The sequence below is a fragment of the Methylobacterium sp. HJ2 genome (genome assembly GCF_056431005.1).
In genome coordinates, this window is the sequence record NZ_JBWJYM010000004.1 from 84,973 (window position 1) to 106,282 (window position 21,310).

The 21,310-nt window shown below is 71.2% G+C and carries 28 protein-coding genes; 13 read left to right on the top strand and 15 right to left on the bottom strand.

All coding sequences use genetic code 11. From position 1 onward, the window contains the following. The first annotated feature begins 6 nt into the window (after window positions 1-6). The 3 genes from ACS5RC_RS11565 to ACS5RC_RS11575 all read left to right on the top strand — a co-directional run bounded on the left by ACS5RC_RS11565 (window position 7) and on the right by ACS5RC_RS11575 (window position 2,432). Entirely contained in the window at window positions 7-858 is an 852-nt protein-coding gene (locus ACS5RC_RS11565) for an AAA family ATPase (RefSeq protein WP_478344009.1), read from the top strand. A 69-nt stretch (window positions 859-927) separates the two neighbouring features. Beyond that, window positions 928-1,908 (top strand): aldo/keto reductase, encoded by a 981-nt coding sequence (locus ACS5RC_RS11570; RefSeq protein ID WP_478344010.1) that lies wholly within the window; start codon window positions 928-930, stop codon window positions 1,906-1,908. Then, on the top strand, window positions 1,908-2,432 hold the full coding sequence (locus ACS5RC_RS11575; protein WP_478344011.1) for a SixA phosphatase family protein: 525 nt from the start codon (window positions 1,908-1,910) through the stop codon (window positions 2,430-2,432). Before ACS5RC_RS11570 ends, ACS5RC_RS11575 begins: the two co-directional genes overlap by 1 nt. Window positions 2,433-2,435: 3 nt before the next feature. Here ACS5RC_RS11575 and ACS5RC_RS11580 read toward each other — a convergent pair whose 3' ends face one another. After that, window positions 2,436-3,461, bottom strand: a complete 1,026-nt coding sequence (locus tag ACS5RC_RS11580) for an alpha/beta fold hydrolase (RefSeq protein WP_478344012.1) — start codon at window positions 3,459-3,461, stop codon at window positions 2,436-2,438. A gap of 218 nt (window positions 3,462-3,679) precedes the next feature. On the opposite strand from ACS5RC_RS11580, the gene ACS5RC_RS11585 reads away from it, so the two are divergent. Continuing rightward, window positions 3,680-4,153 (top strand): Hsp20 family protein, encoded by a 474-nt coding sequence (locus ACS5RC_RS11585; RefSeq protein ID WP_478344013.1) that lies wholly within the window; start codon window positions 3,680-3,682, stop codon window positions 4,151-4,153. A 64-nt stretch (window positions 4,154-4,217) separates the two neighbouring features. Here the strand turns inward: ACS5RC_RS11585 and ACS5RC_RS11590 are convergent, their stop codons facing one another. The 4 genes from ACS5RC_RS11590 to ACS5RC_RS11605 form a co-directional block, all read right to left on the bottom strand. Next, complete coding sequence (locus ACS5RC_RS11590) at window positions 4,218-4,508, bottom strand: hypothetical protein (protein WP_478344014.1); 291 nt, start codon at window positions 4,506-4,508, stop codon at window positions 4,218-4,220. A 98-nt stretch (window positions 4,509-4,606) separates the two neighbouring features. Further along, on the bottom strand, window positions 4,607-4,909 hold the full coding sequence (locus ACS5RC_RS11595; protein WP_478344015.1) for a PilZ domain-containing protein: 303 nt from the start codon (window positions 4,907-4,909) through the stop codon (window positions 4,607-4,609). 30 nt (window positions 4,910-4,939) lie between these two features. Beyond that, window positions 4,940-5,197 carry a PilZ domain-containing protein gene (locus ACS5RC_RS11600; protein WP_478344016.1) on the bottom strand — a complete coding sequence of 86 codons (258 nt, stop codon included), beginning with the start codon at window positions 5,195-5,197 and terminating at the stop codon, window positions 4,940-4,942. Between the two features lie 4 nt (window positions 5,198-5,201). Further along, on the bottom strand, window positions 5,202-5,450 hold the full coding sequence (locus ACS5RC_RS11605; protein WP_478344017.1) for a hypothetical protein: 249 nt from the start codon (window positions 5,448-5,450) through the stop codon (window positions 5,202-5,204). 308 nt (window positions 5,451-5,758) lie between these two features. Between ACS5RC_RS11605 and ACS5RC_RS11610 the strand changes: the two genes are divergently transcribed. After that, complete coding sequence (locus ACS5RC_RS11610) at window positions 5,759-7,942, top strand: transglycosylase domain-containing protein (RefSeq protein WP_478344018.1); 2,184 nt, start codon at window positions 5,759-5,761, stop codon at window positions 7,940-7,942. Window positions 7,943-7,960: 18 nt separating this feature from the next. On the opposite strand, the gene ACS5RC_RS11615 is transcribed toward ACS5RC_RS11610, so the two are convergent. Next, complete coding sequence (locus ACS5RC_RS11615; protein ID WP_478344019.1) at window positions 7,961-8,800, bottom strand: aldo/keto reductase; 840 nt, start codon at window positions 8,798-8,800, stop codon at window positions 7,961-7,963. Window positions 8,801-9,042: 242 nt separating this feature from the next. On the opposite strand from ACS5RC_RS11615, the gene ACS5RC_RS11620 reads away from it, so the two are divergent. From ACS5RC_RS11620 to ACS5RC_RS11630, 3 genes are read left to right on the top strand one after another with little or no spacing between them, the layout of a single operon-like run. After that, window positions 9,043-10,128 (top strand): adenylate/guanylate cyclase domain-containing protein, encoded by a 1,086-nt coding sequence (locus tag ACS5RC_RS11620; RefSeq protein ID WP_478344020.1) that lies wholly within the window; start codon window positions 9,043-9,045, stop codon window positions 10,126-10,128. Beyond that, window positions 10,128-10,334, top strand: a complete 207-nt coding sequence (locus ACS5RC_RS11625; RefSeq protein WP_478344021.1) for a hypothetical protein — start codon at window positions 10,128-10,130, stop codon at window positions 10,332-10,334. Before ACS5RC_RS11620 ends, ACS5RC_RS11625 begins: the two co-directional genes overlap by 1 nt. A 4-nt stretch (window positions 10,335-10,338) precedes the next feature. Further along, the gene (locus ACS5RC_RS11630) at window positions 10,339-10,818 is read left to right on the top strand and encodes a YaiI/YqxD family protein (RefSeq protein ID WP_478344022.1); all 480 of its coding nucleotides are present in this window, start codon (window positions 10,339-10,341) and stop codon (window positions 10,816-10,818) included. 17 nt (window positions 10,819-10,835) lie between these two features. Here the strand turns inward: ACS5RC_RS11630 and ACS5RC_RS11635 are convergent, their stop codons facing one another. From ACS5RC_RS11635 to ACS5RC_RS11665, 7 genes are all read right to left on the bottom strand, one after another. Next, window positions 10,836-11,081, bottom strand: coding sequence for a BrnA antitoxin family protein (locus tag ACS5RC_RS11635; protein ID WP_478344023.1), 246 nt, complete (start codon window positions 11,079-11,081; stop codon window positions 10,836-10,838). 10 nt (window positions 11,082-11,091) lie between these two features. Beyond that, entirely contained in the window at window positions 11,092-11,412 is a 321-nt protein-coding gene (locus ACS5RC_RS11640; protein WP_478344024.1) for a hypothetical protein, read from the bottom strand. Window positions 11,413-11,687: 275 nt separating this feature from the next. Further along, a complete protein-coding gene (locus ACS5RC_RS11645; RefSeq protein WP_478344025.1) occupies window positions 11,688-12,707 on the bottom strand; it encodes an energy transducer TonB family protein in 1,020 nt (339 codons plus the stop codon). 17 nt (window positions 12,708-12,724) lie between these two features. After that, window positions 12,725-13,195, bottom strand: coding sequence for a protein TolR (gene tolR, locus ACS5RC_RS11650; RefSeq protein ID WP_478344026.1), 471 nt, complete (start codon window positions 13,193-13,195; stop codon window positions 12,725-12,727). A 97-nt stretch (window positions 13,196-13,292) separates the two neighbouring features. Further along, entirely contained in the window at window positions 13,293-13,982 is a 690-nt protein-coding gene (locus ACS5RC_RS11655; protein ID WP_478344027.1) for a MotA/TolQ/ExbB proton channel family protein, read from the bottom strand. A 168-nt stretch (window positions 13,983-14,150) separates the two neighbouring features. Beyond that, on the bottom strand, window positions 14,151-14,642 hold the full coding sequence (locus ACS5RC_RS11660) for a Tat pathway signal protein (RefSeq protein WP_478344347.1): 492 nt from the start codon (window positions 14,640-14,642) through the stop codon (window positions 14,151-14,153). Window positions 14,643-14,708: 66 nt separating this feature from the next. Further along, window positions 14,709-15,200 (bottom strand): hypothetical protein, encoded by a 492-nt coding sequence (locus ACS5RC_RS11665; RefSeq protein ID WP_478344028.1) that lies wholly within the window; start codon window positions 15,198-15,200, stop codon window positions 14,709-14,711. A gap of 418 nt (window positions 15,201-15,618) precedes the next feature. Here ACS5RC_RS11665 and ACS5RC_RS11670 point away from each other — a divergent pair, with 418 nt between their 5' ends. After that, window positions 15,619-16,047, top strand: a complete 429-nt coding sequence (locus tag ACS5RC_RS11670; protein ID WP_478344029.1) for an Hsp20 family protein — start codon at window positions 15,619-15,621, stop codon at window positions 16,045-16,047. A 149-nt stretch (window positions 16,048-16,196) separates the two neighbouring features. Next, on the top strand, window positions 16,197-16,481 hold the full coding sequence (locus ACS5RC_RS11675; RefSeq protein WP_478344030.1) for a BQ00720 family protein: 285 nt from the start codon (window positions 16,197-16,199) through the stop codon (window positions 16,479-16,481). Window positions 16,482-16,584: 103 nt separating this feature from the next. Here the strand turns inward: ACS5RC_RS11675 and ACS5RC_RS11680 are convergent, their stop codons facing one another. After that, window positions 16,585-17,352 carry an alpha/beta hydrolase gene (locus ACS5RC_RS11680; RefSeq protein ID WP_478344031.1) on the bottom strand — a complete coding sequence of 256 codons (768 nt, stop codon included), beginning with the start codon at window positions 17,350-17,352 and terminating at the stop codon, window positions 16,585-16,587. A 178-nt stretch (window positions 17,353-17,530) separates the two neighbouring features. On the opposite strand from ACS5RC_RS11680, the gene ACS5RC_RS11685 reads away from it, so the two are divergent. The 3 genes from ACS5RC_RS11685 (at window position 17,531) to ACS5RC_RS11695 (ending at window position 20,411) form a co-directional block, all read left to right on the top strand. Further along, window positions 17,531-18,754 carry a glycosyltransferase gene (locus tag ACS5RC_RS11685; protein ID WP_478344032.1) on the top strand — a complete coding sequence of 408 codons (1,224 nt, stop codon included), beginning with the start codon at window positions 17,531-17,533 and terminating at the stop codon, window positions 18,752-18,754. 266 nt (window positions 18,755-19,020) lie between these two features. Next, window positions 19,021-19,542, top strand: a complete 522-nt coding sequence (gene infC, locus ACS5RC_RS11690; RefSeq protein WP_478344033.1) for a translation initiation factor IF-3 — start codon at window positions 19,021-19,023, stop codon at window positions 19,540-19,542. 83 nt (window positions 19,543-19,625) lie between these two features. Next, window positions 19,626-20,411 carry a HesA/MoeB/ThiF family protein gene (locus ACS5RC_RS11695; protein WP_478344034.1) on the top strand — a complete coding sequence of 262 codons (786 nt, stop codon included), beginning with the start codon at window positions 19,626-19,628 and terminating at the stop codon, window positions 20,409-20,411. On the opposite strand, the gene ACS5RC_RS11700 is transcribed toward ACS5RC_RS11695, so the two are convergent. Beyond that, window positions 20,412-21,257, bottom strand: a complete 846-nt coding sequence (locus ACS5RC_RS11700; RefSeq protein ID WP_478344035.1) for a DUF1186 domain-containing protein — start codon at window positions 21,255-21,257, stop codon at window positions 20,412-20,414. Window positions 21,258-21,310: the final 53 nt, after the last annotated feature.

A 21,310-nucleotide genomic window follows, 5' to 3' on the forward strand; every position in this document is an offset into this window, starting at 1 on the left:
CCCACGATGCGCTTTGCCGGAACCGAGACCTACGTCGCGACCCCGGACCTGACCGCCGCCGTCAACGCCGCGATCGTGCTGGAGCGCCCGCTGCTGGTGAAGGGCGAGCCCGGCACCGGCAAGACGGTTCTGGCCGAGGAGATCGCCCGCGGCCTCGGGGCGCCCCTCCTGACCTGGAACGTCAAGTCGACGACCAAGGCGCAGCAGGGCCTCTACGAGTACGACGCGGTCTCGCGCCTGCGCGATTCCCAGCTCGGCGACCCGCGCGTGTCGGACATCGCCCACTACATCCGGCGCGGCAAGCTCTGGGAGGCCTTCACCGCGCCGCAGCGCCCGGTCCTGCTCATCGACGAGATCGACAAGGCGGATATCGAGTTCCCGAACGACCTCCTGACCGAACTCGACCGGATGGAGTTCCACGTCTACGAGACCGGCGAGACCGTGCGGGCCGAGCGGCGCCCGGTGGTGATCATCACCTCGAACAACGAGAAGGAATTGCCCGACGCCTTCCTGCGGCGCTGCTTCTTCCACTACATCAAGTTCCCGGACGCCGAGACGCTGCAGCGCATCGTCGCGGTGCATTATCCAGGCATCAAGCACCGGCTGGTCGAGGAGGCGCTGCGCGTCTTCCTGGAGACCCGCGAGGTGCCGGGCCTCAAGAAGAAGCCCTCGACCTCGGAGCTGCTCGACTGGCTCAAGCTCCTCGTCTCCGAGGACATCTCGCCGGAGACGCTGCGCGAGCGCGACGGCCGCAAGCTGATCCCGCCGCTGCACGGCGCGCTCCTGAAGAACGAGCAGGACGTCAGCCTGTTCGAGAAGCTCGCCTTCATGATGCGGCGCGAGGGCCGCGGCGGCTGAACGGCCTCGCCATCGCGCCCCGCCGGCCCAGATAGGGGGCGACGGGGGCGGGAGCGGGATGCGCGCGGCATGAAGATGAGAAAGCTCGGCCGGACCGGCCTCGACGTGTCGGGCCTGTGCCTCGGCTGCATGACCTACGGCGTTCCCGAGCGTGGCCCCCATCCCTGGACGCTGCCCGAGGCCGAGAGCCGGCCGTTGATCCGCAGGGCGCTCGATCTCGGGATCAACTTCTTCGACACGGCGAACTACTACTCGGACGGCACCTCCGAGGAGATCGTCGGCCGCGCGCTGAAGGACTTCGCCCATCGCGACGCGATCGTGCTGGCCACCAAGGTCTATTACCCGCTGACCGACGCGCCGAATGCGGGAGGGCTCTCGCGCAAGGCGATCTTCCAGGCGATCGACGCCTCTCTGAAGCGCCTCGGCACCGATTACGTCGACCTCTACCAGATCCACCGCTGGGACTACGACACGCCGATCGAGGTGACGCTGGAGGCGCTGCACGACGTGGTGAAGGCCGGGAAAGCCCGCTCCATCGGCGCCTCGTCGATGTTTGCGTGGCAGTTCGCCAAGGCGCTCTTCACCGCGGATCGGCACAACTGGACGCGGTTTTCGACCATGCAGAACCACCTCAACCTCCTGCACCGCGAGGAGGAGCGCGAGATGCTGCCGCTCTGCGCCGACCAGGGCATAGCCCTCCTCCCCTGGAGCCCTCTCGCCCGCGGACGCCTGACCCGCGACTGGGACGCGGGCTCGGCCCGGCAGGAGACCGATACGTTCGGCGAGACCCTCTACGGCGCGACCGCGCAGGCCGACCGGCAGGTGGTCGAGGCCGTGGCGCGGATCGCCGCGACGCGCGGGGTGCCGCGGGCGCAGGTGGCGCTGGCCTGGGTCGCGGCGCAGCCGGGCGTCGCCGCTCCGATCGTCGGGGCGTCCAAGCCGCAGCATCTCGACGACGCCGTCGCGGCTCTCGACTTGGCCCTGACGGATGACGAGATCGCCGCCCTCGAGGCGTCCTACGTTCCGCACGCCGTTGTCGGGTTCCGCTGATGCGCCGCCTGATCCTGCTGCGACACGCCAAGTCCGACCGGCCGCCCGGAGTGGCGGATCCCGACAGGCCGCTCAATCCGCGCGGGCGCCAGACCGCTCCGCGGATCGCCGCCTACATGGCCGAGGCGGGCCTGCGTCCCGACCACGCGCTGGTCTCTCCCGCGCGGCGCACCGTCGAGACCTGGGACGCCGTGCGCGACGTGCTGGGCGACATCCCACGCGACATCGTCCCGATGATCTACGAAGCGAGCGCGGGCCGCATCCGTGATGCGATCCGGACCGCTCCGGACGCCGCCGCGACGCTGCTCGTCGTCGGCCACAACCCCGGGCTGCAGGATTTCGCGGTAGACCTGACGGGAAGCGGCGAGAGCGACGTGCGCGCGCGGCTGGAGACGCAGTTCCCGACCGCGTCGCTCGCCGTCATCGATCTCGACGTCCCATCCTGGGCCGACATGCCTTGGGGATCCGGCCGGATCGAACGCTTCGTGCGACCGAAGGATCTCGGCGCCGAGAGCGACGATTGAGCCTCACGCCATCTCGGCCGGTACGGGGTGGCGCGCCACGCCCTCCCGTCGGCGTTCGGGACCTGCCGCCACCGGGATGCCCGGCACGGGACTTCCCGGCACGAAGGCGTCGAAGGCGGCCCAGAAATCCTGACGGATCGGATCGCGCTCGGTGAGGATCTCGTGCCGGGCATCGGGCAGGACGAGGATCGACCCCGCCTTCAGTCGCGCCGCGAAGCGCTCGGCCGCCGGCGTGCCGCAGACGGGATCGGCGCCTGCGGCCACGATCAGGGTGGGGGTGGCGATGCGCGGCGCGGCGCGCGGATCGCGCAGGCGCGCCATCGCCCGGAAGGCGCCGGCCAGCCACGCCACGGTCGGATCGCCGACCGCACCGGCCCCGACGCTCCGGGCGGCCGCGGCATTGCGGGCGTAGCGGGCCGGATCGCGCGACAGCCGGTTGCCGGGATAGGGGTTCGTCGCGATCGAGACCGGCTTGCCGAACGGGATGTAGGCCCGGCCGAGACCGAGACGCTGCAGCAGCCGCGCCAGCGCCGAGGCGGTCGCCGGCCAGCGCACCATCCGGATCGACAGCATCGGGGCCACCGTGACGAGGCGGGCGAAGGGCAGCCAGCCCTCGAGCGCTCCGGTGAGCGCGACGCAGCCGCCCATGGAATGGGCGAGGCCGAAATAGGGCTCGGGCATCAACGGGAGCAGGATCGTGTCCTCGATCGCCTTCAGGTCGAGGCGGTAATCGTCGAAGCGGGCGACATGACCCTTATGCGGATCGTCGACCTGCCGGCAGGATTCGCCTTGACCGCGCCAGTCGAACGCCACCACGTCGAAGCCCCGCGCGATCAGCTCGGCGATCGTCTCGTAATACTTCTCGATGAACTCGGCCCGGCCCTGGAGCAGGCAGACGGTCCCCTTTCGGCTGCGGGCGGACGCGCGCCAATAGGCGGCGCGCAGAGCGCAGCCGTCCCGGGTCTGGACCGCGATCAGCGTCCCGTAGGGCGGCACCGGGTTGCCGGGCGTCGAGTCGAGAGTCAGCATCGGTTCGTCGGCCTCAAGGTCGGGTTCGCGGCGACAACGGCTGCGGGGACAAAAAAATCGTATCGGCGCCCCAGGAGAGGCGGTTGCGGGTCTTGAAGCAGTTTTCGGCCGCACCGATATTCCGACCGTGCCGGCCAGTCGGCGGCACGAGGACGGTCCGGCCCTCGGGCGGACCAGCACCAATGCAGAGAAGCATGTTGCTCTCCGGAGGATATGTTATGCGTCAGTTCGATCTTGCCCCCCTCTATCGCTCCACCGTCGGCTTCGACCGCCTGTTCTCGGCCCTCGACCAGTTCGTAGCCGCCGACAGCGTGCCGACCTACCCGCCCTACAACATCGAGCGCACCGGCGAGAACGCCTACCGGATCACGGTCGCGGTTGCCGGCTTCACGGACGCCGATCTGTCGATCGAGGTCAAGGAGAATGCGCTGACGCTGAAGGGCGAGCGCAAGCCCGATGCCGCTAAGCGCGTCGAGGTCCTGCATCAGGGCATTGCCGCCCGCGGCTTCGAGCGCCGGTTCCAGCTCGCCGACTACGTCCAGGTGACGGGTGCGGTGCTGGAGAACGGCCTCCTCCACATCGATCTCGTCCGCGAGATCCCGGAGGCGAAGAAGCCGCGTCAGATCCAGATCGCGACCGGCCGTTCGGGTGAGGCCCCGGCGATCGAGGGTGAGGTGCAGAAGGCCGCGTAAAATCGGTCCTTTGCCGAAGCATGGAGCGCCCCGGCCGATCGCCGGGGCGTTCTTGTGCGCAGCCTCAATACTCTCCGGGCCAGTCGCTCGCGCCCGGCTCGAAGCAGGTATAGCCGACGAAGCAGCGCGGGTTATCCCGCGTCGGCGCGAAACCGGCCTTCGTGAATTCGGTGGCCTCGCAGAAACCGCGATCGCGCACGAAGCGGTCGTAGGTCGGGCCCCCGGTGCCGAGGACGACGGCGCCGGAGCGCTGCACCGCGCCGCGGGCTTGGCCGCAGGTCATGGCCGTCGTGTCGGGGCGCGCCTCGGCAGGTACGGCCGCGAGGATCAGCAGAAGGGCGATCGGGCTTCGCATCGGGCGCGTCTCGGCGAGGGCGGGGCTCCCTGAGAACCCGCCCGCATGCGATCGGTTCATCGGCCGCGGCGGTCGAGCCGGCCGCGCGGCGGGGCCCCTCAGGTCGCGCCTTCCTCCTGGTCGAAGCGCAGGCCGAGCGTCCGCCCCTCCTGCCAGACCACCGTGGCCACCCGGGGCGGCTCTTCGCCGAGGGCGATCTGCAGGCCCACCGGCAGGTCCGGAAGGCCCTCGATCTCGATTCTTGCCCCGGTCTCGGACGCGTCCCAGACGAGGCACGAGCGGGTGGTGCCGTCGGGCTGGACGATCAGCGTACCGAAGCGCAGCACGTCGCGGCGGCGGATCCGCCGCCGCCCCGGCAGGTCCGCGTTCCGCGGCTCGGGTCGGGGGACAGCGACCGGCATCGGGCTTGGGATGGATCTGGGTCGCATGGCTCAGGCGGCCTCGCCGTCGATGCGGGCGCCGATCTCCTCCTGGGTCCGCCAGACCACGCTGCAGACCACGGCCTCGGCGAACCGGGTCGCTGCAAGCAGGAAGGTCGCCGGCACGGCGGTGGCGTCGAGGGAGACCAGACGGACCCCGCGTTCCGACAGGTCGTAGATCAGGCAGGGGATCGACGTGTGCTCGTCGATCGTGATCAGCCCGCTCTCTTCGATCCGCGCGCGCGGGACCGAACGCCGTTCGTGGAACATGATCCTAGACCCGCATATCGAGGAGGTAGCGCGACATCCGTTCGGCACTGCGCAGCACCGCTGCGTTCGCCTCGAAGGTTGCCCGGGACGCGACGAGATCGACCACCGTCCCGGCGGGATCGACCGAGCCGGCGCCGGGAGAGCCGGGCTGGGCCGGCCCTGTGCCGAGACGGGCCAAGTCGCCGCTGGCGGCGGAGAAGCGTGTCTCGGCGTCGCGCAGTCCGCGGGCCGCAATCTGCAATGCGCTGATCATCGTTTCACCTCGTGACGACACCCAAGCATGCCCCTCGAAAGATCGTCTTCCGGAATTGCCTCGCAATTTAGCGAATTCCCCGGTTCGGGGTGTGACCGGCGCGGCGGCCGGCCTCGGCGAGCCGCACACCCGAGGTGACGGCCGCGCGGGGTGCGCAAAATCGATAACCCCTTCAAGACCTTGGGAAACAGCAGGTTAACGCCCCTTAAACCCGCCGCATTTACGGTGCCGTTGCGGGTGCACGAGAGCCGGCGGCGCCCCAGGGGAATGCCGGCCCATCCGGTGCAGCCTCAGGATCAGACGAGCGCATGGCGAAGGGACGCGGACGGGATCGTCGGGAGGAGCCGAATTTCGACGTGCCCGAGGGGCGCGTCTCGGCACCCGGCGCCCTCGACCTGAGGCTGTCGCAACGGGATCGGGCGGGAGGCGGCGTGGCGGGCGGCAGCAAGCGAAAGACGGCGCCCGGTGCCGGCGCGGCGCCGAAGGAGCGCCGCGCGGCGACGCGCAAGCTGCCCAAGCGCCGCGCCTCGGTGCTCGGGCGCGTGGTCTATGCGGGCGTCGTGCTCGGCCTCTGGGCGGTGATCGGGATCGCCGGCCTCGTCGCCTATCACGCCTCCCAATTGCCGCCGATCGATCAGCTCAGCGTGCCCAAGCGCCCGCCCAACATCGCGATCCTGGCGAGCGACGGCTCGCTGCTGGCCAATCGCGGCGAGACGGGCGGACGCGTCGTCGGGATCAAGGAGCTGCCGCCCTACCTTCCGCGCGCCTTCGTGGCGATCGAGGACCGGCGCTTCTACAGCCATTTCGGCGTCGATCCGGTGGGCATCCTGCGGGCGATCGGCCAGAACCTGACCCGCCGCGGCGTGGCGCAGGGCGGCTCGACCCTGACCCAGCAGCTCGCCAAGAACCTGTTCCTGACGCCCGAGCGCTCGGCGTCGCGCAAGATCCAGGAGGCGATCCTGGCTCTCTGGCTCGAGCACAAGTACAGCAAGGACGAGATCCTCGAGCTCTACCTGAACCGGGTCTATTTCGGCGCCGGCGCCTACGGCGTCGAGGCGGCGGCGCAGCGCTATTTCGGCAAGCCCGCCAAGAGCGTCAGCCTCGCCGAGGCGGCGATGCTCGGCGGCCTCGTCCAGGCACCGTCCCGCCTCGCGCCGAACCGCAACCTGCCGGCCGCGCAGGTGCGGGCGGCGCAGGTTCTGGCGGCGATGCAGGAGCTCGGCTTCATCCCGGCTCAGGACGCCAAGGTCGCGCTGGCCCAGCCGGCCCGGCCCGCCAACGCGCGCGGCGGCGGCTCCGCCAATTACGTGGCCGATCTCGTGATGGACGTGCTCGACGATTTCGTCGGCAAGTTCGAGAGCGACATCGTTGTGCAGACCACGGTCGATACCGGGCTGCAGGCGGCGGCCGAGAAGGCGCTCGTCGATGAGCTGAACAAGCAGGGCGGGCGCTACAACGTCGGCCAGGGCGCCCTGGTGTCGATGCGGCCGGATGGGGCGATCCGGGCGCTGATCGGCGGGCGCGACTACGCGCAGAGCCAGTTCAACCGCGCCACCACGGCCAAGCGCCAACCCGGATCGTCCTTCAAGCCGTTCGTCTACCTCGCGGCCGTCGAGCGCGGCGCCACGCCGGACAGCGTGCGCGACGACGCGCCGATCAAGATCGGGACCTGGCAGCCGGAGAACTACTCGCACCGCTACGAGGGACCCGTCACCTTGCGCACCGCGCTGGCGCTCTCGCTGAACACCGTGGCGGTCCGGCTCGGCCAGGAGGTCGGCCCGAAGGCCGTGGTCCAGACGGCGCAGCGCCTCGGCATCTCGTCGCCGCTCCAGGCCAACGGTTCGATCGCGCTCGGCACCTCGGAGGTGACCCCGCTGGAGATGGTCGGCGCCTACGGGGCCTTCGCCAATGGCGGGACCGGGGTGATCCCCTACGTGGTCGCCTCGGTGAAGGGCCCCGACGGGAAGGTCCTCTACAAGCGCACGGATGGCGGCCTCGGCCGTGTCATCGACCCGAACGCGGTCGGCATGATGAATGCCATGATGCACGAGACCTTCGTGATCGGCACCGCCAAGAAGGGGGAGATCCCCGGCTGGGACCTCGCGGGCAAGACCGGCACCAGCCAGGATTTTCGCGACGCGTGGTTCATCGGCTATTCCGGCAGCCTCGTGACCGGAATCTGGCTCGGCAACGACGACGGGGAGCCGACCAAGAAGGCGTCAGGCGGCAACCTGCCGGTCGAGATCTGGAAGACCTACATGACCACCGCGTTGAAGGGCCAGGCGCCGGTTCCGCTGCCGGGCCTGAACCGCTGGCGCAAGGCACCCGAGACGACCTCGGCGGTGGCGAGCGCGAGTGGCCCGGAGACGGTTCTGGGCCAGATCTTCGGCACCGCGCCGGCGCCCGCGTCGGCACCGCCGCCCCGCCGGCGTGAGGCCGCCCCGCGCGAGGATCGCAACTTCATCGAGAAGCTGTTCGGGATCGGAGACTAGCGCGGTCCCTGCCGCGGCTCACAGCATGGGCAGGGCGCGCGGCCGGGGCCCGCGCGGGAAATGCGCTTCGATCAACGCGATCTCGGCGGCGTTCAGATGCAGGTCGGCGGCCGAGGCATTCTCGATCGCGCGCGCGGCACGGCCGGTCTTCGGGATCGTGAAGGTGTTCTCCAGCCGGGTCAGGAAGGCGAGGGCGACCGCGTAGGCGGTGGTGGCGTGGGCCTCGGCGATGCCCGAGAGCACGCGGCCGCCCACGCTCGCCGGATCGGGGAAATCGCCGCTGCCGAACGGAGAGTAGCCGACGAGGGCGACGCCGTTGCGCGTGCACCAGGGCAGGACCGCGTGCTCGATCGCCCGTTCGCCGAGATGGTAGAGCACTTGGTTGCAGGCGATGCGGTACGGCCCGGCGATACGCAGGGCGCGCTCCAGATCGTCCACGTCGAAATTGCTGAGGCCCCAGGACAGGATTTTGCCGTCGCGACGCAGGTCCTCGAACCCCGCGATGGTCTCCTCCAGCGGATGGTGGCCCGGCCAGTGGAGCAGGTAGCAGTCGAGCCTGTCGGTGCCGAGCCGGCGCAACGAGGCCTCGCAGGCCCGCACCGTGCCCCGGCGCGTCGCGTTGCCCGGCACCACCTTGGAGACGAGGAAGACCTCCTCGCGCAGGCCCGCGATCGCCTCGCCGACGATGGCCTCGCCGTCGCCGTACATCTCGGCGGTGTCGAGATGCGTCATGCCCGCGTCGATGCCGGCCCGCAGGGCTTCGACGGCGGCAGCGCGCGCCGTCACGTCGATGCGCCACGATCCCTGGCCGATGACGGGAACGCTGACGCCGGTCGAGCCGAAGCTTCTGGCGTGCATCTTGGAACTCCTTGGTGTCGGTCGCCCGGACGCCGCGCGAGGTCGCCGGCCCGGCCGATCCCCGCACCGGATCGACGTCGCGGACCCGGCATGGCACGTGCGGCGCCTTATTCACGCCATCAAGGGGCTATGAGCAATGGGGCGGGACGCGCCGCGGGCGTTGGACTTTTGGCCAGGGCCGCGCCTCCGTCCGGGCGCTCGGCGGAACCGGCTGTCGCCGCTTGGGGCACGGGGGGCGTAGGATGCTGCCGCAGCATCGCTGGTTCTGGGCGCTGATCCTCCTCGCGGCGGCGGGCGCGGGGCTCGTCTACAACATCATCTTCGTGGCCGGCACCTCGCCGCTGGCCGGGCTCGCCTACGGCCTGTGCGTCGGCGGAACGGCCCTCGCCTTCGACCGGGGCTTGATCCTGGCCGGCCTGCAGGCACGGATCCGCCGCCTGCCGGCCCTGCTGTTCGTCCCGGCGGCCGAACTCGCCTACGTGGCGATGATCGTCGCGGGCACCGCGGTCGGCGGCTTCGTGGTCTGGACCTTCGGCCTGACCAGCGACCCCCTCCACGAGGCCGTGCGCACCACGCCGCGGATGCTCACCTACGCGCTGGCCGTCTCGGCGCTGCTCGTCTTCGTGATCCGGATGCGCGACCTGATCGGCGCCGAGGTCTTCGTGAACCTCATGGCCGGCCGCTATCACCGGCCGGTCGAGGAGGAGCGGATCTTCCTGTTCCTCGACGTCGTCGGCTCGACGGCCTTCGCCGAGGCGCATGGCGACCTGCGGGCGCAGGAATATCTCAGCGCGATCTTCACGGCCCTGGCCGAGCCGGTCCGGCGCAACGTCGGCTCGATCGACGATTATATCGGCGACCTGGCGATGATCACTTGGCCGATGGAGCGAGGTCTCAAACGGGCCCGCTGCGTGGCCTGCGTGTTCGACGTGCTCGACAGGATCGAGGCGGATTCCGATGCCTGGATCGGCCGCTTCGGCACGGTGCCGCGGCTGCGCGCGGCCCTGCACGGCGGCTCGGTGGTGACCGCCGAGGTCGGGGTCGACCGGCACAAGATCGCGTATTTCGGCGACGCGGTGAACGTGACCGCACGCATCGAGGCGCTGTGCCGGCCGCTCGGCACCGGAATCCTGATCTCGCAGGACCTGCTCGACCGGCTGCCCGCGCTGCCGGCGGGCATCGCCGCGCGCTCGCTCGGCGCGCACGCCTTGCGCGGGCGCGGCCAGCCCTTGGCCATCGCGACCCTCGAACGGCCGGCCGCGGCGACGTTCGACGCGTCGGCCCCGGCGCGACCGGTCCCCGAGATCGTCACGGCAGGCCGGAGCTGATGGCAAAACCTCGGGCCGATCGTCCTGCGCCGGGGCTGCGCGTGCTGCGCGGCGCCCTCCGCTTCGGCTTGCCGCTCGCCGGGCTGATCGTGATCGGGCACGCCGTCGTCATCTCGATCGGCGGCGACATCGAAAAGTGGCAATTCGCCCTCGGTGCGATCCTGATCGGGCTGAACTTTTCCGCCCGCCTCGTTCCGAAGGACTAGGATCATGACGACCGAGGCCGTCGCGGCGAACCCCGCGCTCTACATCGATGCCGATGCCTGCCCGGTGAAGGACGAGTGCTTCCGCGTGGCCGGGCGCTACGGCGTTCACGTCTACGTGGTGGCCAATAGCTTTCTCAACCTGCCGCGCGAGCCCTGGATCGAACTCGTGGTGGTGAGCGACGGCTTCGATGCGGCCGACGACTGGATCGCTGAGCGCGCAGGCCCGGGCGCCGTCGTCGTGACCTCGGACGTTCCGCTCGCGAGCCGCTGCGTCAAGGCCGGCGCGGCGGCGCTCGCGCCGAACGGAAAGCCGTTCAGCGAGGCCGGCGTCGGCCTCGCGCTGGCCACACGCAACCTGATGCAGGATCTCCGCGAGGCCGGCATGGTCACCGGGGGCCCCAAGCCGTTCACCGCCCGCGATCGCTCGGCTTTCTTGGGCGCCCTCGACCGGGCGGTGAACCGCGCCCGGCGCGGCCTGCGCTGATCGCGAGAGGAGCAGGCTCAGACGGCGACGAGCGCCTTGAGGGCGGCGTTGATCCGGTCCTGCCAACCCGGGCCGTCCTTCTGGAAATGCTCCAGCACGGCGCGGTCCAGACGGAGCGTTACGGATTCGCGGGCGCCCGGCGGCGGCGGCGCCACCGCTGCGGGGGCGGCGGGCGCGTCCGGCTTGCGGGTCGTCACCGCCTTGAACGCGGCTTCGGCGGTCTGCCTCGGATCGGAGCCGCGGCGGTTGCGCAGGTCTGCCATCGGTCGGACCTCAGGCCTTCTTGGAGGACGGCTTCGCCTTGGACGCGGATTTCTTGGCCGTGGCGGCGGCCGCCGCCTTGGCCGTCTTGGCCTGGGCCTCGGCAGCCTCCCGGGCGAGACGCAGCGACCGGAGGCGCACCGTGCGCTCGTCCACGGCCTTGATCTGCGCATGGTGCTCGGCCATCGCCTGGGCGCCCTCACGTGCCATGCGCTCGGCCCGCTCCGCACGCTCGGCGCGGTTCTCGGCCTTCGCCTTCGCCTCAGCCTCGAGGTCGCGGACTTCGTTCTCGTCGTCCTCGATCTCGATCTCTGTCTCGGTCTCTTGGCTCATCGTATCCCTTTCTGCCCGCCGCAGATCCGGCGCGCGAAGGATGCGCGGGACAAGCCGGCTGATGCGGGTCCGGCCCTGGGGAGGGGGGAGGGGGCCGTCGCTCCGTCCCGGCAAACAGCGCCGAGGCACGTTCGCGGGATCGTTCAGAGATGACGTAGCACAGATGACCGAAAAGGCGAACGTTCGGCCTGCACATCACCTGTGAAATAGGCTTCTGCAACTCCTGATATATGCCTTGCGCGAGCGATAAACCCCGACCTGTCGCACGGGCCGGCTCAGCGCACTCGGAAGTTCAGCGGGATGGTCACCGTCAGGCTCGCTTGACTGACGCCGGGCGGGGCGGCGGGCAGGCTGCCCCGCACGGCGGCGAGGGCGGCGCTGTCGATCGGCCCGATCCCGCTGCTGCGCGCGAGCCCGGCGCCGGTCACCTGCCCCGAGCGCATCACGGTGAACCGCACGAGCGCGGTGCCGCCCGCGGTGCCGGTCGCGGCGCTGGTGCTCATCCGGCCGTGGATCGCGGAGCTGATCGCGCCCGTCCACTGGCGCATCGCGCTCGGGTCGTTGCCGGAGGCCGCGCGCCCGGCCGCGTTCTGGCTGGAGGAGGCGGCCGAGCTGCGGGTCTCGCCGGCGACCGCGCGCTGCTGGCGCGCCTTCGCCTCCCGCGCGGCCTTGAGCTTCGCTTCCTTCAGAGCCTCGCGCCGTTCCTCGGCGAGCTCCTCGCGGCGCTTGGCCTCCCGCGCGGCCTTGAGCTTCGCCTCGCGCTCGGCCTTGAGCTTGGCGAGATCGGGCTTGGGCTTCTCCAGCTCCACCGGCTTCGGCTCCTCGGCCTTGACCGGGGGCGGCGGCGCCAGCGCCTCGGCCTCCGGCGCCGTCGAGGTGATCACTTGGCTCTCGGGCTCCACCGGCACGGCGTCCGGCGGCGCCTCGGTGAGGGCCTGTGTCTGCGGCGGCGCCTCGGTCGCGGTCTCGACCGGCTTCTCCGCGGCGACGTCGGGCGGGGGCGGCAGCGTCTCGGCCTCGGTCGGCTTCTCGACCGGGTTCGCCTCGGGCGGCATCTCCGCCTGCTGCTGCTGGATGCTCGGCGCTTCGGTCGGCGATTCCGTCATCAGCGGCGCCAAGTCCATCGTGACCTGCTGCTCGCCCGGCGGCTGCGGCGCCGTCAGGCGCAGGAAGGCCACGGCGAGGAGCACGGCGAGGTGGAGCGCGAGCGCCACCAGGAAGGCCGCGACGAGCCCGGAAGAGCCGCGCCGCTCCGTGAACGGTGCCGTCGCGTCGGCGTGGAGTCCCGCTGCCATCGGATCCGCTCTCGAACTCAGCGCGCCGCCGGCGCCGGGGAGGCGGTCGAGCCGCCGGGCGCCTGGGCGATCAGCGAGACCTTCGAGAACCCGGCCTGGCCGACGAGGCCCATCACCTCCATGATCCTGCCGTAGGGGACGTCGCGGTCGCCGCGGACCAGCACGACCTGATCCTTGTTCTCCTCGGCGAGCGCACGCAGGCGCGGAGCGATGCTCTCGACCGTGAAGATCTCCTTCGCGATCGAGGGCTGGCCGTCCTTGTCGACCGTCACCTCCAGCGGCTTCTTCGCCTGCCCGACCTTGGCCGCCGCGGTCTTCGGAAGCTGCACCGGCACGCCCGTGGTCATCAGCGGCGCCGCGACCATGAAGATGATCAGCAGGACGAGCATCACGTCGACCATCGGGGTGACGTTGATGTCGGACATCGGGGTCGCGTCGAGGCCGTCCTCGTCGTCGCCCCCGCCAGAACGGATCGAACCCATCGCCATGTGGCGGCCTCCGGAATGTGGGCGGCGCTCCCGGCCTCCCGTCCGCAGGGCGGAGGGATCGAGCGGGCTTGCGCCGCGGCGTGGCGGTGCGGCGGGACTACTCGGCGGCGGCGCGGTGCGGGCCGGCGCGGTCGCGGGCGAGCCGGTTGCCGAGGATGCCGATGCCGGAGACGAAGCCGCTCTGGAGGCGGGCGATGTCGCCGCTCAGCTTGTTGTAGGCCATCACCGCCGGGATCGCGACGACGAGGCCGATCGCGGTGGCGAACAGCGCCTCGGCGATGCCGGGCGCCACCACCGCGAGCGAGGTGTCCTGGCTGCGGGCGATCGACGAGAACGAGTTCATGATGCCCCAGACCGTGCCGAACAGGCCGATGAAGGGGGCCGTCGAGCCCGAGGTCGCCAGCAGGGAAAGGCCGTTCTGCAGGCGCTTGATCTCCAGGCCGAGGGCGGCGCGCATGGCCCGCTCGATGCGGTCGCGCCGCTCGGCCCGGGTCTCGCTCGCGTCCTGGTCGCGCCACGCCTCGATGGCCGCCGCCACCACATGCCCGGCGATGCCCTTCCCCCCGGCCTCCAGGCTGCCGCCCGAGCGCACGAGCGTGTCGAAGGCCTTGGCCTGCCGCTTTGCCGCGGACAGCCGGACGACCTTCTCGAAGACGACGGTCCAGCAGGCGATCGAAGCGACCGCGAGCAGGATCATCACGCCCTTCACGATCGGATCGGCCTGCAGGAACAGGCCGAGGAAGGAGAAGTCGTGCGCGGCGTCGATCGGGGCGGCGGTCGGATCCATGTCGGACTCCTCGGTGTCAGGCGCTCGCGCGCGGCAACGGCGTGGTCTCCCCGGCGGACGGATCCACCGGGGAGCGGGGTTCGTTCGGGTCCGGCGCCCCGGGCGAGGCCGGCCCGGACGGTCGTCCAGACGAGGCGCCGCGTCCGGGGACGGATCGGGCGACCGCGCTCAGCGGTCGAACGGGACGGTGCCCTTGGTCTCGGTCTCGGTGCGGTCGAGGCAGGCCTCGCGGCCAGCGTCACCGCCGTCGCAGGCGATCACGTCGTTGAGCAGGACACGGCCGATCTTCGGGCAGGCGATGCCGGGGAACTCGAACAGCTTCACGGTGGTCTTGCGGGCCGGGATCGGTCCGAGCTCGACGCCGACGCGCTTCTGCGCGACGCCCTCGGTGTCGAAGGCGAAGAGATCGACCTTGTAGGTCTTCAGGGCCGGCCCGCGGGCATTGTCGATCAGCATCGTGATCCGGCAGGCCTCGCCGGCGGGCTCGAGCCGGTTGAGCTGGAGCTTCAGGGGCAGCTTCTCGGACGCCGCGTCCTGCGCGAGTGCGGACATGCTGGAGAGCCCGGACAGGAGGAGGCAGGCCGCCAGGTCGAGCGCCAGCCGGCCGATCCGTCGACGGTGCAGGGGCACGCCCCGCATCCACATCTCCATGCTCCCCATCACGATCCGGTTTCCCTCTCCTGTTCCGGCGAACGGCCGGTCGTCCCGATCCCGTGGGATCCCCCCTCAGTGCAAAGCGGCGCCGCGCGGCCTGCCCGGGCCGTCGAGGCGCTGCGAAGCCGCCTCGATCACGGCGCTCGCCGCGCGCAAGGCCGCGACCAGGCGAGGCGCCTGCGCCTGGCCGGTGATCGCGGCGGCCTGACGCTCCGCCTCGTCCCAGAGGCGACGGCGGCCGCAATCGATCAGCGCCACCAGGGCGCATTCGTGCCCGGTGACGCGGCAGCAGGTCGCGGGCATGAACGACCAGTCGCCCTCCCGCTCCGCGCGCAGCGCCCGGATCAGGGCGACGGCACAGGACACGAACCGCGCGCCCTCATCGACGCCGAGCAGGCGCTCGGCCCCGTCGAAGGCGGCGTCCCAGCAGGCCACGTCGCGCGTCATGTAGCCCGCCGCCACGAACCGGACGACCGAGAGCGCGAGGACATCCGCATCGTCCCCGCACACGTCCGCGACCCGGGGCAGAGCGTTGTGGCCCGGCGGATGGGACGACTCGGTCATGCTGCCTCCGCTGCGGCGGTCCGGACGGTCGGGCTCTCGCCCACTCGTCCAGCCAACCCGACCGGGGCGATATCGCGGGACACCCCATCGGATCAAGGCTCTGCGAGAAAATCAGAGCAATTCCAAACTGTTATTGAGAGATTGTGAAGTCCTGGGTCGCACCGTTGCCGGTTTTCCCCGCGTCCGCTTGCCAGTTGTTCCTGGACCCGGCGCCAGCCTAGTCCTCGCTCTGTCAGAGTCCGCGACGGCCCGCGCCGAGCCGGGCGCCGTCCCTTGATGGCCGCGGGCGGGTCCGCCATATCTGAGCCGTCCCGGCAGATCCGCGGGGCGGGAGCGCTGCATCGCGCGGGCTCCACGGCGACGGGGCGCCCAACGACCGCGAGGTTCCGGGGCCCCGCTTCAAGGACGCTTGCCGACGATGACCCGTCCCTCTCCGTTCGGCCACCCGTTCCTGCTCGGCTTCGACGAGATCGAGCAGGCCCTCGACCGGGTGTCCAAGGCCGCCAACGACGGCTATCCGCCCTACAATATCGAGCGCGTGGCGCGCACCGACCGGGAGCCCGAGCGGTTGCGCATCACGCTGGCGGTCGCGGGCTTCACGAGCGATCAGCTCGACGTGATGCTGGAGGAAAACCAGCTCGTGGTGCGTGGCCGGCAGGTCGACGAGCGCGAGCGCCAGTTCCTGCACCGGGGCATCGCCGCGCGCCAGTTCCAGCGGGCCTTCCTGCTCGCGGACGGCATGGAGGTGCTCGGCGCCGACCTGGCGAACGGGCTGCTCTCCATCGACCTCGTGCGCCCCGAGCCGGAGCGCGTGGTGCGCAGGATCGCGATCATCGCGCGCGACTGATCACCGCGCACGCCGTCGAAGCACGGGACCGAGCGCGATCCTCGCGCACGATTGATTGCGGGGCGGCCGATACCCACATCCTGTTCAGGCTCCGGAGTCGCTTCGGGACACCCGGGGCGTGATGCTCTGCCTTGGAAGGAGGGCCAGCAATGACCGATCTGAATTCGTCTCCCCTCACCCCGGCCGATCTCGATCCGGCCGAGTTCAACGCGGCCGATCTCGCGGCACTGGGCGAGGGGCACATCGCCTACGTGCGCCCGATCCGCTCCGACGAGGTCAAGCGGATGTTTCCGCAGGCACCGGACCTGACCCCCGGTCTCGACCTGTTCGCCCTGCTCTCCGCCAGCGGCGCGCCGATCCTGCTCGCGGATTCCCGCGAGGTCGTGCTGGCGAACGCCTTCGCGCACGATCTGCAGCCCGTCAGCCTGCACTGACGGGGCGCCGGCGGCGCCCGGGATCACCCCGGGCAGCCCAGGCGATAAGCCAGGATCCGCTCCCGGCCGCGACGCAGCCGGGAGCGAGACTTCCCCTCTCGGATCAGGCCATCTCGGCGACGGCCGCGACGAGGCGGGCGATGTCCTCGGGTCGCGAGAGCCGGTGGTCGCCGTCAGCGATCAGCGTCATGACCGTCCCCTCGGCCGGAAGACGGTCCAGGATCTTGAAGGCGTGCGGGTGCGGCACGTCCGGGTCGCGCATGCCCTGCAGGATATGGACCGGGCAGCCGAGTTCGAGCGGCCCGGTCAGCAGGCGGTTGCGGCGCCCGTCCTCGATCAGCGCCATGCTGACCGGGTCGGGCTCCGGCGCGTAGGCGCTCTGGCGCATCCAGACGCCGTCGCGCTCCAGCGTCGCCCGGATCTCGGGCGGGAACGTCGCCCACATCAGATCCTCGGTGAAGTCGAGGGCGGGTGCGATCAGCACGACGCCCGCGGCCGGCGTCTCCCCGCGCCGGAGGCGGGCCCGCGCCGCGAGGCAGGCGATCCAGCCGCCCATCGAGGAACCGATCAGCACCGGCCGATCCGGAGCGAAGCGCGCGATCACGGCCTCGGCATCCGCCAGCCAGGTCGAGATGGTGCAGGCCGCGAAGTCGCCCCCCGAGCGGCCGTGCCCGGTATAGTCGAACCGCACGAAGCACCGCCCGGTTCGGGCGGCCCAGTCGTCCACCGCCGTCGCCTTGGTCGCTCCCATGTCGGAGCGAAATCCGCCCAGCCAGACGACGGGTGGCCCCGCGCCGTCGCGGACCCGCACGGCGATCGCGCGCCTGTCGGCGCCGACCTCGATGAATTCGGGCTCTCCGGATTCCGTCATCGCATTCTCCGATCGGATCGATTCTCGTCCTGAACGCTTCGGCTTCGCGATCCGTTTACCGGAGCGTAAAGCGGGACGGCGATGCTCTGGCAATGTGTGTAATCGAAGCCGTGGGTCGCGGGCTGCGCAGCGTTCCGGCGCCCCCCTCGATCCTCCTGCCCCGCGCGCGGCAGACCCGATGAGCAGCGAGTCGCGCCCGGCGACGGGCTTCCCGACCGATGCAGCGCCGCTCGCCGGCGCGTGCGTGCTCCAGATCATCCCCGAGCTCGAGGCCGGCGGCGCCGAGCGCACCGCCGTCGACGTGGCCGCCGGCTTGGCGGCCGCGGGCGCCCGGGCCCTGGTCGCCACCGAGGGCGGACGGCTCGTGGGCGAGTTGCAGGCCAAGGGCGGCACCTGGGTGCCGTTCCCCGCCGCGTCGAAGAACCCGGCGGCGATGGCGCTCAACGTGGCGCGCCTCGCGCGCCTGTGCCGCCGCGAGGGAGTCCAGATCATCCATGCGCGCTCGCGGGCCCCGGCCTGGGTGGCGCTCGGGGCCGCGCGCCACCTCAAGCTTCCCTTCGTGACGACCTATCACGGCAGCTATTCCGGGCGGACCGGCGTGAAGGTGCTCTACAATTCGGTGATGGCGCGCGGCGACGTGGTGATCGCCAATTCCGCGTACACTGCCGACCTGATCCGGACCTTGCACGCCGAGCAGGCGGGTAACCGCGTCCAAGTCATCCATCGCGGGACCGACCTCTCGACCTTCACGCCCGTCGCCGTGGGTCCCGGCCGTGTCGAGGCCTTGCGGCGCGCCTGGGGCGTCGCCCCGCACGAGCGCGTCGTGCTGCTGGCCGCGCGCCTCACCGCGTGGAAGGGCCACCGCGTGCTGATCGAGGCCGCCGCGCTGATGCGCGACCGGGGCGTGCCGGACCTCGCCGTGGTGCTGGCCGGCGACCCGCAGGGTCGCGCCGCCTACGAGCGCGAGATCGACGCCTTGATCGGGGCGCGCGGGCTCCAGGGCCTGGTCCGCCGCGTCGGCCATTGCACCGACATGCCGGCGGCCTTCCGCGCCGCCTCGGCCGTCGCGGTCCCGTCCGTCGAGCCCGAGGCCTTCGGGCGGTCCGCCGTCGAGGCGCAGGCGCTCGGCACGCCCGTGGTGGTGTCGGACCTCGGCGCGGTGCCGGAGACGGTGCTGAGCCCGCCCGACGTCGATCCCGGGCAGCGCACGGGCTGGCGGGTGCCGGCAGGCGACGCCGCGGCGCTGGCCGGCGCCCTGACCGAGGCCCTGGCGCTCGGCGCCAGCGCCCGGGACGCGCTGGCGCGGCGGGCACGCGCCCATGTCGAGGCGCATTTCTCCCTGGAGCGCATGGTCGGCGACACCCTTGCGATCTACGCCCGTCTTCTCGGCCGCGCGCCCTGACGTCCGGGCCGCGGGGTGGGCGCACCGACCTTGAAGGAAACACGCCGCACTCTCACATGTGAGACCGAGATTTCAGGAACCATTCGGCCGGAACGGCACTTCGCAGAACGGTCCAGGTGTTGACTTGCGCCCCACTTCGGCCAAGGTAGTAAAGCCCGGATATGGCCGGTGCGGTCGGCGGTCGGGCCATCTACGGATGAGGGTCCCGGATCGCCGTTTCGTCGTTGCATCAGGAGATAGTAGCCATTCGTAGACCTATGAGAGCCATGCCGGCCCCGCAGAAGGACGGGCCGCGCGCCAATCGGGACATTCGCGGCGTCCGCGAAGTGCAGCTGATCGACGACACCGGGCAGAACCGTGGCGTCGTGCCCTTCTTCGATGCTCTCCAATTGGCCGAAGAGGCCGGTCTCGATCTCGTGGAGATCGCACCGAACTCCGTCCCGCCCGTCTGCAAGCTGCTGGATTACGGCCGCTTCCGCTTCAACGAGCAGAAGAAGCAGAACGAGGCCCGCAAGCGCCAGAAGACGGTCGAGGTCAAGGAGATCAAGCTCCGCCCCGGCATCGACAAGCACGATTACGACGTCAAGATGAAGTCCGTGCAGCGGTTCTTCGAGGAGGGCGACAAGGTCAAGGTGACCCTGCGCTTCCGGGGCCGCGAGATGGCGCACCAGGACATCGGTCTGCGCCTGCTCGAGCGGGTCAAGCACGAGACCGCCGAGATCGCCAAGGTCGAGAGCGAGCCGATGCTCGAGGGCCGCCAGATGATCATGATCCTGGCTCCGCGCTAACGCGACAGGATCCGTCGAGACGCCTGCGCCGCTCCTCCGGGGCGGCGCTTTCGTTTGCGCGCAGGGACGCCTATCTCACCGCCATGGCCCTCGACCCCGCAGAAATCGAACGCTACGCCCGCCACCTCGTCCTGCGCGAGGTGGGCGGACCCGGACAGGCCCGGCTGAAGCGGGCCCGCGTGCTGGTCGTCGGGGCGGGCGGCCTCGGGGCGCCGCTGATCCAGTACCTCGCGGCGGCCGGGATCGGCACGATCGGCATCGCGGACGACGACACGGTCTCGCTCTCGAACCTGCAGCGGCAGGTGATCCACGGCACCGCGGACCTCGGACGGCCGAAGGTCGACAGTGCGGCGGACGCCGTCGCACGGCTCAATCCGCACGTGCAGGTCCTCGCTCATCCGCTCCGGATCACGCCGGAGAACGCCGCGGCGCTGATCGCGGGCTACGACGTGGTGGCCGACGGCTCCGACAATTTCGCGACGCGCTACGCCGTCTCGGACGCCTGCTTCGCGGCGCAGCGACCGCTGGTGACCGCGGCGCTCGGCCAGTTCGACGGCTCGCTCACCACGATCCGCGCCCACGAGACCGGGCCGGACGGGCGCCCGAACCCGACCTATCGCTGCCTGTTCCCCGCACCGCCGCCGCCCGGCAGCGTGCCGCCCTGCGCCGAGGCGGGGGTGCTGGGCGCGCTCGCCGGCGTCATGGGCTCGCTGATGGCGATGGAGGTGATCCGGGCGGTCGCCGGCTTCGGCGAGCCGCTGGTCGGGCGGCTGCTGATGGTCGATGCCCGCTCGATGCGTTTCGAGACGCTGCACTACGCCTGGGACGAGGCCAACCCCCTCAGCGGGACGGGCTCGGCCGCGGCCTGATCAGGCGACCTCGACCCGCGGCAGGCAGCATTTCTTGAACTTCTTGCCGCTGCCGCAGGGGCAGGGGTCGTTGCGCCCGACGTTCTTGTAGGGGTTGCGCTGGGGCTCGCCCGCACCCTCCTCGGTCCAGGCGAGATCGGCCAGCGGGTCGTCGAGCGTGCCGTAGCTCCAGCGATCGAAGCGGCTCGCATCGCCCGGATGCCGCTCGGCGAAGCGCAGGGTCTCCTTGAACCACGCGAGGTCGCTGAATTCGTCGGTGATGCGGCCGTCCCGCCGCGCGGCCTCGACCCGCGGGGCGAGATCGCGAAAGCCGAGCCGGGCGATCGTCTCCTCCCAGCCGATCCAGGCCACGCCCTCCTCGACGGCGGCCTTGGCCTCGTCGAAGCGCACGAGCAGCGCCCGCAGCCCCTCCCGGTCGATCCGCCCGGTGTGGCAGAGGGTGGTGCAGGCGGCAAACAGCGCCTGGCGGACGGCATCGTCCGCCGTGCTGTCGAGGATCAGGGCGTAGATCGGATCGATCGCGCCGTCGAACAGGCTCGCCACGATCTTGGCGAGGGTCGTGGTGACGGCATCGCCGAGATAGGAATCGACCGTCTCCTCGTCCTGCCGGAGCAGGCGGAGCAGCGGGGACAGCGCCCGGGTGTCGCGGGCATGGGCCAGGACATGCAGGCCCCAGAACAGGAGGCTCTGCTGGTCGTCGTCGAGATCCGCGCCCGACGCCGCCGCCTCCAGGAGCCGCAGCGTCTCGGGCGCGATCGCCTCCGGACGTGCCAGCGCCGCGCGCAGAGCCTCCGTCGGGAGATGCTGCGCCGTCGCCAGACGCTCGATCAGGGCCGCGTCGTCCATGCTCGCCTCCTGCCGCAGGGCCTCATGCCCGATCCGGCCCACCGATCCCGTCG

Bases quoted from the DNA above. Each gene is read 5' to 3' on its own strand.
- ACS5RC_RS11565 (WP_478344009.1), top strand. From the start codon at position 7: ATGCGCTTTGCCGGAACCGAGACCTACGTCGCGACCCCGGACCTGACC.
- ACS5RC_RS11570 (WP_478344010.1), top strand. From the start codon at position 928: ATGAAGATGAGAAAGCTCGGCCGGACCGGCCTCGACGTGTCGGGCCTG.
- ACS5RC_RS11575 (WP_478344011.1), top strand. From the start codon at position 1,908: ATGCGCCGCCTGATCCTGCTGCGACACGCCAAGTCCGACCGGCCGCCC.
- ACS5RC_RS11580 (WP_478344012.1), bottom strand. From the start codon at position 3,461: ATGCTGACTCTCGACTCGACGCCCGGCAACCCGGTGCCGCCCTACGGG.
- ACS5RC_RS11585 (WP_478344013.1), top strand. From the start codon at position 3,680: ATGCGTCAGTTCGATCTTGCCCCCCTCTATCGCTCCACCGTCGGCTTC.
- ACS5RC_RS11590 (WP_478344014.1), bottom strand. From the start codon at position 4,508: ATGCGAAGCCCGATCGCCCTTCTGCTGATCCTCGCGGCCGTACCTGCC.
- ACS5RC_RS11595 (WP_478344015.1), bottom strand. From the start codon at position 4,909: ATGCCGGTCGCTGTCCCCCGACCCGAGCCGCGGAACGCGGACCTGCCG.
- ACS5RC_RS11600 (WP_478344016.1), bottom strand. From the start codon at position 5,197: ATGTTCCACGAACGGCGTTCGGTCCCGCGCGCGCGGATCGAAGAGAGC.
- ACS5RC_RS11605 (WP_478344017.1), bottom strand. From the start codon at position 5,450: ATGATCAGCGCATTGCAGATTGCGGCCCGCGGACTGCGCGACGCCGAG.
- ACS5RC_RS11610 (WP_478344018.1), top strand. From the start codon at position 5,759: ATGGCGAAGGGACGCGGACGGGATCGTCGGGAGGAGCCGAATTTCGAC.
- ACS5RC_RS11615 (WP_478344019.1), bottom strand. From the start codon at position 8,800: ATGCACGCCAGAAGCTTCGGCTCGACCGGCGTCAGCGTTCCCGTCATC.
- ACS5RC_RS11620 (WP_478344020.1), top strand. From the start codon at position 9,043: ATGCTGCCGCAGCATCGCTGGTTCTGGGCGCTGATCCTCCTCGCGGCG.
- ACS5RC_RS11625 (WP_478344021.1), top strand. From the start codon at position 10,128: ATGGCAAAACCTCGGGCCGATCGTCCTGCGCCGGGGCTGCGCGTGCTG.
- ACS5RC_RS11630 (WP_478344022.1), top strand. From the start codon at position 10,339: ATGACGACCGAGGCCGTCGCGGCGAACCCCGCGCTCTACATCGATGCC.
- ACS5RC_RS11635 (WP_478344023.1), bottom strand. From the start codon at position 11,081: ATGGCAGACCTGCGCAACCGCCGCGGCTCCGATCCGAGGCAGACCGCC.
- ACS5RC_RS11640 (WP_478344024.1), bottom strand. From the start codon at position 11,412: ATGAGCCAAGAGACCGAGACAGAGATCGAGATCGAGGACGACGAGAAC.
- ACS5RC_RS11645 (WP_478344025.1), bottom strand. From the start codon at position 12,707: ATGGCAGCGGGACTCCACGCCGACGCGACGGCACCGTTCACGGAGCGG.
- tolR (WP_478344026.1), bottom strand. From the start codon at position 13,195: ATGGCGATGGGTTCGATCCGTTCTGGCGGGGGCGACGACGAGGACGGC.
- ACS5RC_RS11655 (WP_478344027.1), bottom strand. From the start codon at position 13,982: ATGGATCCGACCGCCGCCCCGATCGACGCCGCGCACGACTTCTCCTTC.
- ACS5RC_RS11660 (WP_478344347.1), bottom strand. From the start codon at position 14,642: ATGGGGAGCATGGAGATGTGGATGCGGGGCGTGCCCCTGCACCGTCGA.
- ACS5RC_RS11665 (WP_478344028.1), bottom strand. From the start codon at position 15,200: ATGACCGAGTCGTCCCATCCGCCGGGCCACAACGCTCTGCCCCGGGTC.
- ACS5RC_RS11670 (WP_478344029.1), top strand. From the start codon at position 15,619: ATGACCCGTCCCTCTCCGTTCGGCCACCCGTTCCTGCTCGGCTTCGAC.
- ACS5RC_RS11675 (WP_478344030.1), top strand. From the start codon at position 16,197: ATGACCGATCTGAATTCGTCTCCCCTCACCCCGGCCGATCTCGATCCG.
- ACS5RC_RS11680 (WP_478344031.1), bottom strand. From the start codon at position 17,352: ATGACGGAATCCGGAGAGCCCGAATTCATCGAGGTCGGCGCCGACAGG.
- ACS5RC_RS11685 (WP_478344032.1), top strand. From the start codon at position 17,531: ATGAGCAGCGAGTCGCGCCCGGCGACGGGCTTCCCGACCGATGCAGCG.
- infC (WP_478344033.1), top strand. From the start codon at position 19,021: ATGCCGGCCCCGCAGAAGGACGGGCCGCGCGCCAATCGGGACATTCGC.
- ACS5RC_RS11695 (WP_478344034.1), top strand. From the start codon at position 19,626: ATGGCCCTCGACCCCGCAGAAATCGAACGCTACGCCCGCCACCTCGTC.
- ACS5RC_RS11700 (WP_478344035.1), bottom strand. From the start codon at position 21,257: ATGGACGACGCGGCCCTGATCGAGCGTCTGGCGACGGCGCAGCATCTC.